The organism is Streptomyces sp. DG2A-72, from assembly GCF_030499575.1.
GTDB lineage: Bacteria > Actinomycetota > Actinomycetes > Streptomycetales > Streptomycetaceae > Streptomyces.
This window is the reverse complement of sequence record NZ_JASTLC010000001.1, coordinates 9854738-9870099: the sequence shown is the minus strand read 5'-3', so window position 1 is coordinate 9870099 and position 15362 is coordinate 9854738. Positions and strand designations below refer to the sequence as shown.

Sequence of the window (15362 nt, the reverse complement as noted above, 5' to 3'; positions counted from 1 at the left end):
GCCGGCGAGCTGCCTCCAGAGCCTGTGACGGTCACTCCGGCAGCCGGCGCATCTCCACGACCCGCAGCCCCAGCGACTGGCAGCGGGCCAGCAGACCGTACAGCTGCGCCTCGTCGACGACGGGACCGAACAGGACGGTCTGACCGGACATCACCACATGGTCCAGCTCCGGAAAGGCCTTGGCCAGCGTGTCCGACACATGTCCTTCGACGCGGATCTCGTAGCGCATGAGCTGCCCTCCCGCGGGAGGTGTGGGACGGGCGGAGTCCGTCTTCACCTGCGATCCTCCGCCTTCGCACCTCGCCCGCCCTCACCCGGTGCAGGTGAAGTCAGTGGTCGAGCAGCAGAAGACGACGACGAGGCCCAGGACGTGGGGTCACAGCAGCCGCAGCGCGCGTGCCCGGCGTACCGCGTCGTTGCGCCGGTTCACCCCGAGTTTGCGGTAGACGCTCTTGAGGTGCGTCTTGACGGTGTTCACCGACAGGTACAGGTCGGCGGCGATGTCCTCGGTCGACATCATCTGGGCCAGCCGTTGCAGCACATCGCTCTCGCGTCCGCTCAGCTCTTCCACGACGGGCACCGCCGACTGCGACAAGGGCAGGGGCGGACCGGGGGTGAGCCAGCCCGCGCCCAGCCCTTGCACGGCTTCGGTGTCGAGGAGGGGCCGCAGCCAGGGTCCGGCTTCGAGGAAGGGACGCCGCAGCCGCTCGCGCCGGGCCTCGATGAGGGCGTGGCCGAGGTGCCTGCGGGTGCCGGCGGAGTCCCCTGCCGCGTCGGCGGCCTGCGCGCGCACGAGCGTGGCGCGGACGGTCACCGCGGGGCCGGCGCGGCCCTCGGGGTGGGCACCGTCGAGCAGGTCGATCGCCACGTCGGGTCTGCCTGCGGCGAGTTGGGCCTGCGCGGCCGCGACGGCACACATCAGTTGGTCGTCGGGCACCTCCTGCAGGATCCTGACGGCGGCCTCCGGCCGGCCTTCGGCCAGGTGCACGGCTGAGGCGACGAGGGAGGCCTGGCCCTGCGCCCAGGGGGAGACCACAGCTGCCGAGACGTCCGGTTCCGCCGCTGCGAGCGCGGCCCGGGTGTGGCCGCGGGCCAGCAGCAGCCGCGCCGTGGCGATGGCCCGGCCCGCCTCCGTCACCGGGTCCAGCAGCGCGGGCGACGAGTCGGCCGCCGCGTCGAGGAGGGACTGGGCCTGCGCCAGGTCATCGCGGTCGACGGCGACGGCTGCCAGGACCACTCGGTCGATGCCGGAGCCGGACGGCGGGTCCCCGCTGAGCCGGTCCGTCTCGCTCATCGCTGCCACGGCCTTGCGCTCGGCTCTGCCGGGCCAGCCTTTGAGGTAGTCGATCAACGCCAGGTGGCCCAGGGACTCCTCGCGCGCAAGGGCCGTCGCCGCTCCGCCCGATCGCGCGGCCACCGTGGTCAGGGCGGCTCGTGCGTCCTCGAAGTGCCCGGCCCACAACCGCGCCGAGCCCAGATGAGTCTGCAGCAGAGCGATGAGCTCGGGATGCTTGTCCAGGAGGTGCGCGGGAACCTCCTGGCGCAGGTCCCCTGCCGCTGCCGCGGCCTCCTCCGCACGGGCCGGCGATCCGGTCAGCCGGGCCGCCAGGACTTCCAGCAGGGCGCAGCTCAGCCGGGCCGCCGCAGTTCCGGGCGCATCCTCGGCCAGGCCTTCCTCGGCATGGTGCAGATGGGCCAGGCCGCGGTCGAGGTCGCTCCGGGACAAGTCACGGGCTGCGCGGACGAGGTTCGTCGCGGGGCTCTCGGCCTCGGGGCCCATCCGGGAGAACAGCTCGGCCAGGTCTGCGGAGCGCAGCCCCGTGAAGAGCCGGCCGATCGCGAGATCCTCGACCAGGGCACCGGCGGTGAACTCCCAGTCGCCGGCCGCGGCACCGTGGACGAGCATCTCCGAGAGGAACCCGGACCGGCGCAGCCACCGTGCCGCCCGGCGGTGGAGTTCGGGCTCGATGCCGGGAGAACGCACGCGCAGGTGCGCGCGGAGGATCTCCCCGAACAGCGGGTGGAGGCGGTACCAGGCGTGCCCGAGGTACTCGACGAACGCGTTCTCGCGGTGCAGCCCGGCCAGTAGTGGCTCGGCATCGCCGCGTCCCGTCAGCACGTTCGCCAGATCGGGGCAGAAGCGCTCCAGGGCGCTGACCCGTAGCAGGAGGTCCTGTGTCTCGGCGGTCTGCCGCTTGAGCACCTCCGCCAGCAGGAAGTCGGCCACCGTGCTGCGGTCCGCTTCGAACTCCTTGAGGTAGAGCTCGGGGTCCGGGCTGTCCAGTGCGGCAAGGGCGCACAGGCGCAGGCCCGCGGCCCATCCCTGGGTGCGTGCCACGAGCGCGCTCACCGCGGCGGCGCCGAGGCGCAGCCCGTGCCGGGCCAGCAGGGTTGCCGCTTCGCCGGGGGTGAAGGCGAGCTCCGCTCCCCTGATCTCCGTCATGGCCCCGGCGGCCCGGTAGCGGTGCAGCGGGAGCAGCGGTTCGGTACGGGTGACAACGATCAGGTGCAGGCCCGTCCCGGCATGGTGCAGGACGAAGTCCAGTTGATCGGCGATCTCGGGGGCGGACACACGGTCGTACTCGTCGAGTACGACGATCACGGGACGGTCGCGGATGCTCAGGTCGGCGGCGAGCCGGGCAAGCAGTGTGTGGTCCACGCGGTTCGCGTCCGAGGGCCGGCCGACCGACGCGGACACCGGTGTGCCGGAGGCGTGCAGGGCCTGCACCAGATACGCCCAGAACATACCGGGACCCTGGTCCACCGCGCCGGTGGTGAGCCAGGCGACGGGCCGGTCCAGCCCGGCCGCCCAGTCGGCGACCAGCAGCGTCTTGCCCGCGCCGGCGGCTCCGTTGACCACGGTCAACGGCGTCCGGAGAGCCTGGTCGAGGTGCCTGGCCAATCTGTCCCTGCGCAAGAAGGTGGCAGGTCGTGTGGGTACGGCGAATCTCGCGGGCAGGAACGGATCTCCCAGGGGATCGACGCACGGACTGGTCGGTCCCGCCCCCTGCTCCTCGGTGCCGGCCACGTCGCTCACCCCCACGGTCCATCAGGGCATGGGCAGCGCACTTCTCCTCATGCTCCCAGTGTTTCTCCGCATGTGCGCGCCGTCCGAGAAGGCGACCCGGAAGCCGAGGTTGCCCGTCGTGCTGTCGGCGGTGTTGGCCGTGCGGGCGGCGTACTCCCATTCGGTTTCGGTGGGCAGCCGTCCACCGGCCCACTCGGCGAACGCCTTGGCGTCGGACCAGCCGACGTGGGTGACGGGATGATCCCAGCCCTTCGGGATCGCTGCCGGGTCCCTCCGGGGCGCGCCAGGTGGCTCCCCGCACGCCGCACCACCACGGGGTGCCGTCGGGGCGGTGGTAACGGCGTAGGCGTCGATGGTGAACGCTTCCACGGCCACCTCACGGATGGGGCCCTCCCGGTCGCCGGGGTTCGCGTCCGCGTCCTCGGTGCCCAAACGGAAGGTTCCGCCGGGCGGCCGGGTGCGTGCGGTGGGCGGCGTGAGCGCGAGGGCGACCTTCCCCGCGCCGACGGCATCGGCGCCGGCGCGGGAGGGGGCGCAGCAGGAGGGACGGGCCCGGCCTGCTCTCGGTGGGCTGCTCATCGCGTACCGCCGACCGGCGTCGAGGAGCCCGCGCCGCCCGCCTTCTCCGTCTCGAACGACGACAGGGTGGTGTCGTGGTCGGTCGGCACGTCGTACATGGGTGTCATCCAGTGGAAGAAGTTGTCGCCGCGATCCCGTAGCAGGCGGTACAGGCGGTGCATCAACTGTGTGCGCACCGACCGGAGTTCGGGATGGTCGTAGCGGTTGAGGAGTTCGTCCGGGTCGGTCTGCAGGTCGTACAGCTCGTTGTGCGACTCGGGGTTGACGACCAGCTTGTAGCGCCGGGTGCGCAGCATGCGCTGCGGGTAGGGGAAGTGGTGGCCGTGGTACTCGGCCAGATGGTGCTCGTCCCAGGCGGGCCGTTCGCCGCGGGCAAGGGGCAGCAGGCTGCGGCTGTCGACGGCCGGGGCGGGGTCGCTGCCGGCGAGTTCCAGGATGGTCGCCGTGTAGTCGGTGAGGGAGACGAACTCCTCGCGCACCTGGCCGGGTACGGCGCCCGGCACCCGCAGCAGCCCGGGGATGCGGTAGATGTCCTCGTACATGGCGGGGCCCTTGTCGTGCAGACGGTGGGCGCCGGTGAACTCGCCGTGGTCGGCGGTGAAGCACACCGCGGTGCGCTCGTCCAGGCCCAACTCCCGTACGGCGTCGAGGATGCGGCCGATCTGCTCGTCGATGAGCGTGACGTAGCCCCAGTAGACGGCGATGAGTTTGCGGCTGTCCTCGATCGGCATGGTGTCGAACGCCCACAGCTTGCTGTAGTTGCTCTGCACCGGTGGCTTGCCCGCGAAGGTCTCACCGATGGAGGCGGGCAGCTCCACCAAGTCCGGGTCGTACAGGTCGAAGTACTCGTTGGGGAGGATGTACGGCAGGTGCGGGCCGAAGAAGTGGGTGGCGAGGAAGAACGGGGCGCCCCTGCCCGCCTGCTCGTTCCCGGCGAAGCGGTGGAGCATCTCGATGGTGCGCGTGGCCAGGTAGTACTCGAAGGTGGCCTCGACGGGCTGGTGCAGCCGGGCCGCCAGGAGGTTGCCGGGGCTGCCATTGGGGGTCGTGCCGCGCATCCGGTCGCTGATGGCGTAGCCGGGCAGGCCGTTCTCCTTGAGGTAGGCCAGGTAGTCGGGGTGATCGACAGGGTTGTGCCAGCCGGCGAGATCGGGGCCCTGGAAGCCGTAGTCGGCGGCGGTGCGCCGGACGCCGCCGTGCCACTTGCCGAGGAGACCCAGGTTGTAACCCTCGCCGCGCAGTTGCTCGGCGAAGGTGAACTGGCCGTCGGCCAGGTCCTCCAAGTACCCCACGTTGCGCTCGTAGTTGGCGAGCAACTTGTGCCGGAAGGGTGCCGCGCCGGTCAGCAGGCTGGCGCGGGCCGGGGTGCAGATGGCGGTCGGCGTGTAGCAGCTGTCGAAGCGGGTGCCCTGCGCGGCGAGCCGGTCCAAGTGGGCGGTGCGCACGTGCGGGTTGCCGTAGGCACCGAGGGTGTCGACGCGATGCTGGTCGGTCATGAGGAAGAGCATGTTGTGGCGCAAGACTGTGCCTTTCGGGTCGTACGAGGCGTGTTCGCGTTGCCTCACAGGCGGGTCGGGACGGTGCAGGAGGCCGCCCTACTTTCCGCCCTGCGCCTCCTCGTAGAGCTCGCCCGCGTAGTACTCGCCGGGATCGGGGTTCTCCTCCAACTGTTTGTTGCGTACGAAGAAGTCGCCAAGTGTCTTCAGCCACTTGTCCACTTCACCGCTCTTCGACTTGGCGACCAGGTCTGCGGTGGAGAGGGTCTGGACGTGCGAGGCGTCGGCCTTCGTCTGGGCCTCGGAGACCTCGAGCATCTTCGCGGTGAGCGCGATGGTCTCCTCGGGGTGATCCTGACGCCAGTCGTTGGCCTGCTGAAGGACCTTGACCACCTTGCTGTTCTTCTCCTCGGGCACCTTGTTGCCGGCGACGAACGCGGTGGGGAAGGAGTCCCCGGTGTCCTTGGTGCTGGCGACCTCCACCAGGTCCGGCACCTTCTGCTTGATGGTGTCGATGGCCGGATAGAAGAAGCCGGCGCCGTCGATCTGCCCGGAGGAGAAGGCGGAGACGATCGTGGACGGATCCATGTTGACCTTGGAGATGTCCTTGTCGGTCATCCCGGCCTCCTCCAGCGCGATGTTGAGGATCATGTCGCCGGAGGTGCCCTCGGGCACGCCGATCCGCTTGCCCTTCAGGTCCTTCATGGACTCCATCCCGGGCTGGCCTATGACCCGGTCGGCGTACGTGAGCGTGTTGATGGCGATGATCTTGGACTGGCCGGAGGCGGGCAGCCACACAGCGCCCGGGCCGATGTAGCCGTAGTCGAGGTCGCCGGCACCGAGCGCCTGGATCTGCACCGGACCGTTGTTGAACGCCTTCACCTCCGCGGTCAGTCCGGCCTTCTTCCACAGCCCCTGCTTCTCGGCGATCGCCAGCAGACTGGCCCCGTTGTAGTCGCCGATGTAGCCGAACTTGACCGTGGAGTCGTCGCCGGAGCCGCTCCCGGAACATGCACTCACGGAAAGTGACATTACGATTACGGCGGGCAAGGCCGTGAGGGCGTGCCTGACCGTGCTTCGGGACATGGTGGATGGATCCTCTCGGTGCAGTGCGAGGCAGTACGAGGGTGGGTGGCGGAGAGCCCGTTGGGCGGTTATGCGGCCGAGGCGGCTTCGTCCTGGTGGTAGACGGACGTCCAGACTTCGTTGCGGACGCGGCGGAACTCGGCGGACAGCCGGATCTCCTCCGTACGCGGATAGGGCAGGTCCACGTCGATGACGCGGTGGATGCGCCCGGGGCCCGCCGCCATGACGACGACACGGTTGGCCAGGTAGACGGCCTCGTCCACGTCATGGGTGATGAACAGCACGGTCCGCTTCTCCTGGCTCCAGGTCCCCAGGAGCTGGTCCTGCAAGTGCACCCGGGTGAGTGCGTCGAGAGCACCGAACGGCTCATCCATCAGGAGCACTTGAGGGTCCACCGCGTACGCGCGGGCGATGGCGCAGCGCTGCTTCATGCCGCCGGACAGTGTCTTGGGCAGGGCGTCGGCGAACTCACCGAGTCCGACGAGGCCGATGGCCTCGTCCGCGCGCCGCCTGCGCTCCTCGCCGGGTACGGAGGCGAGTTTGAGCCCGAACTCCACGTTCTGCCGCACGGTCAGCCAGGGGAACAGGGCGTACTGCTGGAAGATCACACCCCGGTCGGGGCCGGGACCCGACACCGGCTTCCCGTCGACCAGGACGCTGCCCGAGTCGGGCTCCTGCAGTCCCGCGGCCATGCTCATCAGCGTGGACTTGCCGCAGCCGGACGGGCCCACGACGGTGACGAACTCCTGGTCCGCGATGTCCAGGTCCACTCCGCCGAGTGCTGTGAACGTGGTGTCCTTCAGCGGGAAGGTCTTCACCACGCCACGGAAACTGATCTTGCTGTTCATCGTCGCTCCTGCCAGCCGGTGAGGCGTCGCTCGGCCAGCAGCAACAGCCGGTCCATGACGAGCCCGAGTACTCCGATGGTGATCAGCGATACGAAGATCGCGTCCATGTCGAACCAGGTGGCCGCCTTCTGCATCCGGTAGCCCAATCCCTCCTGCGCGCCGATGAGTTCGGCGGCGACCACGGTGGCCCAGGACGCGCCGAGGCCGATCCGCATGCCGACGAGGATGAACGGTGTGGACGCCGGCACGACCACCTTGGCGAAGATGACGCGGTCCGAGGCGCCCAGCACCCGGGCGGCGTTGATCAGGGTCTTGTCGACGTCGACGACGCCCTGGAAGGAGGCCACGACGCAGGCCATGAACGAGGCCAGGTAGATCACGGCGATCTTCGGCACCTCGCCGATACCGAGGAGCACCACGGCCAGCGGGATCAGCGCGAGCGGCGGGATGGTGCGGAAGAACTGGATGTACGGCTCGATCACGGCGCGCACCGCCGGGTACCAGCCCATGAGGAAACCGACCGGGACGGCCACGACCACGCCGAGGGCGTAGCCGATGAAGACCCGGCGCAGGCTGGCGAGCGTATCGGACGCCAGCGTGCCGTCGGCGATCATCGTGCCCGCCTTGCTCGCCACCGCCGCCGGCATGGGCAGGTTCTCGACCAGTCCAAGGGCGGCCACGACGGCCCACACGGCGACACCCGCCGCGAGCGCCAGGCCGCCCAGGACCAGGGGGCGGACGGTTCGACGCGGTTGCTGCCGCCGCTGCGCAGGGGCGGCGGTCTTGTCGAGAGGGGTGATCACAGCCATGGGTTCCTCACTGGTGGCCTCATGCGTTGTCCTCGGAGACGGGCTGCGGGTAGTGGGTGAGCAGGGGGGTTTCATGGAGTACGAGGGCGATGCCGCCCAGGGCGCTGCCGACCTCGCCGAGCGTGGCGCGCCGTACGTCCACGTGGTGGCGGGCCAGCGGCATCAGGTGCTGCCGCAGGGCCCGTTCGACCGGTTCGAGCAGGGCGTCGCCGGCCTGGGCCAGTTCGCCGCCGACGACGATCACGCCGGGGCCGACGGCGTGACAGATCGCGGCGAGGACTTCGCCGACCTCGCCGCCGACGCGGCCCAGCACCTCCAGCGCGGACCGGTCGGCTGCCGTCGCAGCGGCCAGGAAGTCCGCGGGACTGTCCGCCCGGCCGCCCGCCTCCCGGTACCGGCGCAGGACCGCATCGAGCGAGGCGCGCGTTTCCAGGCAGCCGGTCTTGCCGCACTCGCACCGTTCGCCGGCCGGGTCCACGGTGATGTGCCCGAACTCGCCGGACAGTCCGTGCCTGCCCCGGTGCAGCGCGCCGCCCACGACCAGGCCGCCGCCCACGCCGTGCGACATCCGCAGGTAGAGCACGTCGCTGCTGTCCGCCGCCGCGCCCCACACCGCTTCGGCGAGCGCGGCGAGGCGGGTGTTGTTGTCGAGCAGCACCGGCACCCCGAACCGCTTGCGCAGCAGGTCCGGCAGGCCGTCGATGCCCTGCGCGTGGGCGCTCTCGCTGCCGGGGTCGGTGGTCGGACCGACCACGCCGACGCCGATCGCACGGAGCGCGCCGAGATGGACGGCCTGTGCCCGCCCTGAGCCGCCGGGCCCCGACTCCCCCGGCGCACCGGTCGTCAGCGAGTCGAGCAGTCGTACGGCGATGTCCACCCGCTCGGGCCAGGACAGGTCCCCGGCATGCCCCTCGCTGGCCGAACCGACCACTTCGTGGGCGAGGTTGACCGCGGCGACATGCACGGCACGGCGCGCGAAGTCGATGCCCACCGCCTCCCCGGCGGCCGGATTGAGGCTGAGCTTCTCCACCGGGCGCCCCCGCTTGCGCGCCTCGACGTACGGCGTGCCGGCGACCACCGCACCGCTGGTCACCAGGCCGGCGACGATGTCGTAGAGCGTGGTGCGGGAGAGCCCGCTGCGGGTGCCCAGCTCGGCGCGGCTCAGCGGACCGTACTTACGCAGCTGCTCGAGTACGGCTTGCTCATGGCTGCGCCGGAGCCGGGTCAGCGGACCGTCGTGTGGGTGCATGCCGGACAGCATGTGAGCGCCGAATATTTTCGTCAATGAGTCGGACGAAATCACTTCGCCGCCCTCGCCCTCCGGAGGCAGCCGAACTCAACCCCAGTGACCTGGGGCTACTTGAAGAGCTGACATCGCCGCGCGGATCGTAACGCTTCGATAACGCACGACAGTTGGGGCCGCCCCGGCCGAAACCGCACCCCCGGCACACCCGATCCGGATTAATTTTCCGGGCTGTTGACGAAATCCAGCGGCCGTTCGCATCCTGGGCGTCATGCCGTCCCCCGGGCGGCCCGACGAGGGAGGACATGGCCGATGACCAACAACATGAACCGGCCGCCCATCGGCCGGAGAGCCCTGCTGGCGGGTGCCGGCACCCTGGGAGTGGCGGCGGCGCTGCCCACGGCCGCCGCACAGGCGGACCCGGCGACGCGACGTGGACAACCCAGGGCCTACCCGGCGAACTGGCCCGATCCCGAACCGTACGGCCTCGCCGACACCCGCCCCGACCTCTGGCCGCGCGACGACAACTCCTTCGTCCTCCCCCTCGAACTGCGCCCCCGGGACAAGGAGCGCGGCGTGGTCTGGATGCGGGACACCTACGTCAACTGCTTCGTCGTCGGGGGCCGTCCGCTCTACGTCGCCACGGGCACCACCCGGGCGCTGGGCCTCGACGCGGCCGCGCCGTGGAACGACGGCGTCTTCGTGTGGGTGTCCCGGTCGCTGCGCGGACCGTGGCGGCTGGCCGACACCACCCGAATCCGCCCGGGCGCCGCCCAGGGCAAGGTGTGGTCGCCCGAGTTCGCGGGCGAGAACCGGCCCGGGCGCACGGTCGTCGCCCCCTGGCAGCAGTACTGGCACGACGACGAGTTCGGCAAGCGCGGCAACGTGTGGGCACCGGAGGTGCACTACGTCCGCGGCCGCTGGTACATCGTCGCGTGCATGGGTGACCACTCCCGCAAGGTCGGCTCGTTCCTGCTGGTGAGCGAGGGCGGGGTCGCGGGCCCGTACCGGCTCGCCAAGGGCAACCTCGCCAAGCCGTTCGGCGAATCGTTCATCGGCGGGCCGTCGTTCATCGAACCCGGCGCGTACCACCACATCGACGGCAGCATCTACGCCGAGGGCCGCGACGCCTGGCTCGTGCTCCACAACGACCTGTACGCCAAGTTCCGTCCCGACATGGAGGACATCGTCCCCACCACGGACCTCCCGAAGTTCCAGCAGTCGCCCTACTCTCCGGAGCCGTACCTCGAAGGCGCGTACGTCTTCAAGCACGGCGGCAAGTACTACCTCCTGCACGCCGCCTGGAACCGCTCGTCCGTCGCCCCGGACGGCAGCACGCGCTACGCCTACGACCCGCCGGGCACCGGCCGCACGCAATACCAGTACGACGCGGTCGTCGCCGTCGCCGACCGCGTCGAGGGCCCGTACTCCAGGCGGTGGACCGCGGGCGTCGGCGCGGGCCACAACAACTTCTTCGCCGACCACGCGGGGGGCCTCTGGGCCACGTTCTTCCGCAACCCGGTCGCCGGCTACTGGTCCCACCCGTCCCGCATCGCGGACGCCACCGTCCCCGGCGTCGTACGCATGGAGTGGACGGGCCCGGAGGGCAATCGCCTCTACGTCCGGCGCGGGCAGAACCAACCGGCAGACGGCTGACGGTTTCGCATGACCCAAACAGGTGCTCAAGATCTATGAAAATGGGGTGACTTACGTGCGGGAACGAGATGTGCCGGACGCCGGGAGCCGGGCGGATCGCCCGAGCCCCAGCCGTCGGAGGCTCCTCGGCCTCGCCGGCGGTGGCGCTCTGCTGCTCGCGGGGTGCCGATGGGACGGAGCCGGAGCGGGCGGATCCGGAGCCAGCGGCACCGGCGGCTCGGGCAGCTACGCCGGGCACCGGAAGCGTCCCGCGGTCCCGGAGGGCGTGCTCGGCTCCAACTTCAACGAGGAGCCGCGGGGCATGACCGCCGCGGTCCTCGACGACCTGCGCACCAAGTGGGTGCGCGGCTTCACCCCGATGCCCGAGCTGGACAGTGTGGAGGCGGCCCGGCAACCCGCGATCAGGATCCTGCTCTCGTTCGCCGGCTCCGGCTACGGCACCGTGCTGTCGCTGAAGTTCCCCTACCGGAACAAGCCTCTCCCGCGGCCGGGCACCAGCGCGATGGACATCGAACTCGCCCGCGTCGACAAGGCTTTGGGTGCCGTCCTCGGCAAGGTCGACATCCTGGTCATCGGCAACGAGCCGTTCATCGAGACGCGCGAGGAGGACCGTGCCACCCTGCTCAACCCCTTCTACGAGGCCGTCGCCGCGCATGTGATCGCCGAGCGTGAGAGGCGTTGCGGGCCCGACTGCCGTACCCGCCTGTACATGGGTGCCCTCAACCGCCTCCACGAGCCCGCCTGGCAGACCCCCGCCGTCAACCGCTGGCTGGACCACGTCAAGGCCGTCCCCGAGTTGGAGGGCGTCGACATCCATCCGCACGTCTCCTCGATTGAGCAGGCCAAGGCGTTCACGGACTACGTGCTGCCCCGGATCCGCCCCGAACAGCGCTTTCTGGCCACCGAGTTCTCCCTGGTGCACTGGTGGAAGCAGCATTGGAGCGACCCGGTCCCCGCCACCTACGCCGACCGCTACGGGGTGCCGACCGGAACCCCGTTCTGGCAGGAAGTGCGAGACGCAGCCGCGGACCCGTTTGCGCGGCAACGGTGGCACGACCTGCTGATGAACAGCCCGTGGTTCGCCTCGCGCAAGGACTATCTGGCCACCCAGGTACGGCAGTTCCGCGCCACCGGACGGCTGGCAGTGGCGACTTACGGCACGCTCCAGGGACCCGCGATGGTCCGTGACATCGGGCCGACGAAGACTCCGTGGCTGCTGAACAGCCTGTACGCCAACCTCGTCGCCCGGCCTTCCGCGAACGGCGACATGGCGCACAACCCGGCGTTCTTCGACGCGTTCCGCGCCCTCCAGGACTCCTTCAGCGGGTCCTGAACAAACGGGCCGCGGGGCGGCCGGCGATGGCCACATCAGGAGCGAAGCTCTGGAGACCTCGCACACGCCGTGGCGGCAGGCCGCGTGCTCAGCCTGGCGGCGCCATCGAGGCGAGCTCGGCCACGGTGTCGGTGCCGAGGATCACGCCCGGCGACTCGGCCTCGGCCCAGGTGAAGATGCCGGTCGGCATGGTGCTGCGTTCCTGGGCGGCACGCAGTGCGTAGACCGTCAAACGGCGATACCGGCCGACACGGCGTCCATCTGGTTCATGGCGGCGGCCATGCCATGTCGGGCCGGGTCGACCAGCGCCCGTCGGAGGACCCCTCCCCCGACTCCAGCCGGTGCAGGGCGTCGACGGACAGGTTGCCCTGCCGACGGGCATCCGACCGGGCTGCGAACCGCGACGGTGGGGCGCAGGTCAGCAGCCGGTCGCTCCGGCACCGGCCCCGCCGTAGCCGGAGGTCAGTCGATACACGCCGGCCCGGGGCACGGTGAGCCGGGTCCGGGGGCCGTCGGCGCTGACGCACGCTCCTTTCGCCCGCAGCCACGGGGAGTGGACGATGCGCACGGTGACCGTTCCCGGGCGTGGGATGCTCAGCGTCACGTCCGCTTCTCCCGCCTTCAGGACGTGGGCCGGGGCCGAGGCGAGCGGAAGGGTGTCGTGGACCCGGTAGATCTTCCAGTAGCGGTCGTGCCAGACCGGCTCCAGCCAGTCCTGCCCGTCCGGGATCAGGGCTGTTTCGCGCACCGCGGTCGTCTCCGGCGGGCCGTCGTGGACGACGACGTAGCCGACCGCCCACTGCCGCAGCCAGGCGTGATAGCGAGGGCCGTCCAGGTCGCCTTCGTAGAACATCCGCCCTCTGTCCTGGTCCAGTTGCTGGTTCCAGCCCGCATCAGCTGCACATGCGGGGAGAGGAGGGTCGCCCCCGCGATGGTCACGGTCGGTCGGCAACTCGACTCGGCCGCGGTCCGCGCCCAGCCGGTGCAGCTCGGCGACGACTGCGCCGGTGTGCGTGGCCCGGGCCGGAGCGGGCGCCGCGCCTCGCAGTGGGTTCGTCGACGTCAGGCAGAGGTGCACCACGGAGAAGATCGCTACGGCGGCCAAGGCGCGGACGCGGAGCGGCGGCAGGGCGTTGCGGGCGGCGCCGGAGCGGGTGCTGAGCAGCGCCGCGAGCAGTACGGCGGGGGCGAGGTGTACGGCGGGGCGCTCGACGTTGGAGCCTATCGGTGAGGGGATCAGCCAGCACAGGACGACTCCGGCGGCGTACACGACCGCCCCGGCCCGTACCACCCGCCGGTCGCGCGGCGCTGTCAGCGCCGCGCCGAGGGACAGCAACAGGGGCAGGACCATGCGGCTCACGGCCATGGGCTGCTCGCCCTGATACGGAAAGAGCAGGGTCGTCGCGGCGACGACGGCCACGGGTGGCAGGGCGAGGACGAGAGCCTTGGCGTACTGCCGGTCGAGCAGATAGCCGGCGCCCGCGACCAGCAGGAACAGCCCGGCCACCGGGCTGCCCATGGTGGCACAGTGCGGCGAGGGCGGCCGCGGTCAGCCGCGCGGGCCGGGGCGGGCGGCCGGCCAGGACGAGTACGGCGACGAGGGCGCAGGCGAGGCCGAGGGCGAACGTGGTGCGGCCGAGCGCGACGTCGTACCAGAGACCGAGCGCGCCGACCAGCGCGGGCCACAGCGCCACCCGCGAAACGGTGCGGACCAGCAGGGCGGCCAGCAGCCAGGTGGTGCTCAGCCCGGCCAGCACGGAGACGGTCCGAACACCGAACAGTGCCATCAAGGGGGGTGACAGCACGCTGTAGTTGGCGGTGTGCAGGCCGCCGAACCAGAACAGCCCGTACGGCACGTCCGGGGTGCCGGGTGAAGAAGCCCGCCCAGGCGTACTGCGCGGCGAGATCGCGGCCGACCGTCGCGAGATGCGCGGCCCCACACCCCGTACAGCGGGCTGATGACGAGGACGGCGAGGAGCGGGACGCGATACCGGCGAGCAGGCCGAGGGGGCCTGCCCGGCCGGCGGACCGTCGGCGGTGGCTGCGGCGGAGCGAGCACGGAGAGCTGCACGGGCATGGCGCTGTTCCTGGGGGCGGCGGAGTGGCGTGAAGAGGCAGGTCACGGCCGGTGTCGTTACGGCCGCTGTGCCACTCTCGTCCCGCGCACCACTCCGGTACCTCGGCCGATCGGCCGAGGCGCGCTGCTCATGTCTTGTGGACGGCATTAATGCGTTGCGGTCGGTTCCCCCTCCCCCGGACCCTGACCCCATGGCCTACACCCTGCGCCCCGCCGCGCTGACCGACGCGGCCGTCATCACCGACCTGCTCAACGAGATCGACCGGATCGAGATCGGTCGGCCCGAGACCGACCTGCACACCGTGCAGGCCGACCTGAAGCACCCGGAGACCGACCTGGAGCAGGACTCCTGGCTGGCCGTCGACGGGGACCGGCCGGTGGCCTACGGCCTGTTGTGGGACGAGTCGGGTGCTGAGCGCATCGACATCGACCACTACGTACTCCCCGATCACCAGCGGGCCGGGCTGCGCATGCTGGAGGCGATGGAGGCCAGGGCCCTGCGCAAGGCCCGCGAGAACGGCGCGGCGAGGGCCGTCGTGCATCTGCACCTCAACACCGGGCCCACCCTCGACACGGAGCTGATCCGGGCACGGGGCTGGTCCGTCGTACGGCGCTACCACGTGCTGCATCGCCCCCTGGATCCCGCCCGGGACGGTGCGCCGCAACTGCCGCCGGGAGTGCGTCTGCGGGCGTGCGCCGACGAGGCGGACCGAGTGCGGGTGCACGCCCTGTACCAGGGCACGTTCGCCGAGCACTTCGACTTCCAGCCGCGTACCTACCGGCAGTGGCTGCACGACGTCGACGCCGAGAGCCTCGACTGGTCCCTGGTGTGGATCGTGAACGCCGAGGACCTGGGCGACGTCGGGTTCCTGATCGCCCGTGACGACCGCGCGGCCATGGGATGGATCCGGAGCATCGGCGTCCTGGGCGAAGCCCGCGCCCGGGGCCTGGGCGGCCTGTTGCTGCGGCACGCGTTCGCCGCGTTCGCCGCACGGGGACGGGACACTGTGGGCCTCGGCGTGGACACCGACAACGCCACCGGGGCTCCCGGGCTGTACGCCCGCCATGGCATGACCGTCCACTACGCCGTCGACACGTGGGAGGCGGTCCTGACGTGACCGGCCGGGGCTGCGAGGCCCCCGCTGCGGGAACGACGGCGGCCGGACCTGCCTCTCGCAGGTCCGGCCGCCGTTCAGTTGCCCGCAGG

14 protein-coding genes are annotated in these 15362 nt (G+C 71.0%); 4 read left to right on the top strand and 10 right to left on the bottom strand.

All coding sequences use genetic code 11. The annotated features are described in order from the left end of the window. Positions 1-31: 31 nt before the first annotated feature. The 8 genes from QQY66_RS46725 to QQY66_RS46690 all read right to left on the bottom strand — a co-directional run bounded on the left by QQY66_RS46725 (position 32) and on the right by QQY66_RS46690 (position 9107). The gene (locus tag QQY66_RS46725) at positions 32-229 is read right to left on the bottom strand and encodes a hypothetical protein (protein WP_301987728.1); all 198 of its coding nucleotides are present in this window, start codon (positions 227-229) and stop codon (positions 32-34) included. Positions 230-376: 147 nt separating this feature from the next. After that, on the bottom strand, positions 377-3043 hold the full coding sequence (locus QQY66_RS46720) for a LuxR C-terminal-related transcriptional regulator (RefSeq protein ID WP_301986584.1): 2667 nt from the start codon (positions 3041-3043) through the stop codon (positions 377-379). 6 nt (positions 3044-3049) lie between these two features. Beyond that, on the bottom strand, positions 3050-3607 hold the full coding sequence (locus tag QQY66_RS46715; protein ID WP_301986583.1) for an SUMF1/EgtB/PvdO family nonheme iron enzyme: 558 nt from the start codon (positions 3605-3607) through the stop codon (positions 3050-3052). Then, on the bottom strand, positions 3604-5115 hold the full coding sequence (locus QQY66_RS46710; RefSeq protein ID WP_301987727.1) for a sulfatase-like hydrolase/transferase: 1512 nt from the start codon (positions 5113-5115) through the stop codon (positions 3604-3606). Before QQY66_RS46710 ends, QQY66_RS46715 begins: the two co-directional genes overlap by 4 nt. 87 nt (positions 5116-5202) lie before the next feature. Beyond that, positions 5203-6189 (bottom strand): aliphatic sulfonate ABC transporter substrate-binding protein, encoded by a 987-nt coding sequence (locus QQY66_RS46705; RefSeq protein ID WP_301986582.1) that lies wholly within the window; start codon positions 6187-6189, stop codon positions 5203-5205. 68 nt (positions 6190-6257) lie between these two features. Further along, on the bottom strand, positions 6258-7037 hold the full coding sequence (locus QQY66_RS46700) for an ABC transporter ATP-binding protein (RefSeq protein WP_301986581.1): 780 nt from the start codon (positions 7035-7037) through the stop codon (positions 6258-6260). Next, entirely contained in the window at positions 7034-7846 is an 813-nt protein-coding gene (locus QQY66_RS46695; protein ID WP_301986580.1) for an ABC transporter permease, read from the bottom strand. The genes QQY66_RS46700 and QQY66_RS46695 overlap by 4 nt, the downstream gene beginning before the upstream one ends. Before the next feature lie 19 nt (positions 7847-7865). After that, entirely contained in the window at positions 7866-9107 is a 1242-nt protein-coding gene (locus tag QQY66_RS46690) for an ROK family transcriptional regulator (RefSeq protein ID WP_301986579.1), read from the bottom strand. Between the two features lie 294 nt (positions 9108-9401). Between QQY66_RS46690 and QQY66_RS46685 the strand changes: the two genes are divergently transcribed. Then, positions 9402-10745 (top strand): family 43 glycosylhydrolase, encoded by a 1344-nt coding sequence (locus QQY66_RS46685; RefSeq protein ID WP_301986577.1) that lies wholly within the window; start codon positions 9402-9404, stop codon positions 10743-10745. A 55-nt stretch (positions 10746-10800) separates the two neighbouring features. Further along, a complete protein-coding gene (locus QQY66_RS46680) occupies positions 10801-12078 on the top strand; it encodes a hypothetical protein (protein ID WP_301986575.1) in 1278 nt (425 codons plus the stop codon). Between the two features lie 88 nt (positions 12079-12166). Here QQY66_RS46680 and QQY66_RS46675 read toward each other — a convergent pair whose 3' ends face one another. Beyond that, positions 12167-12310: a hypothetical protein gene (locus QQY66_RS46675; protein ID WP_301986574.1), complete on the bottom strand. Its 144-nt coding sequence runs from the start codon at positions 12308-12310 to the stop codon at positions 12167-12169. 186 nt (positions 12311-12496) lie between these two features. Next, positions 12497-13597, bottom strand: a complete 1101-nt coding sequence (locus QQY66_RS46670; protein WP_367667049.1) for a hypothetical protein — start codon at positions 13595-13597, stop codon at positions 12497-12499. Here QQY66_RS46670 and QQY66_RS50705 point away from each other — a divergent pair. Further along, positions 13596-13877: a hypothetical protein gene (locus QQY66_RS50705; protein ID WP_367667048.1), complete on the top strand. Its 282-nt coding sequence runs from the start codon at positions 13596-13598 to the stop codon at positions 13875-13877. The genes QQY66_RS46670 and QQY66_RS50705 overlap by 2 nt on opposite strands. 469 nt (positions 13878-14346) lie before the next feature. Beyond that, positions 14347-15273: a GNAT family N-acetyltransferase gene (locus QQY66_RS46665; RefSeq protein WP_301986573.1), complete on the top strand. Its 927-nt coding sequence runs from the start codon at positions 14347-14349 to the stop codon at positions 15271-15273. Positions 15274-15362: the final 89 nt, after the last annotated feature.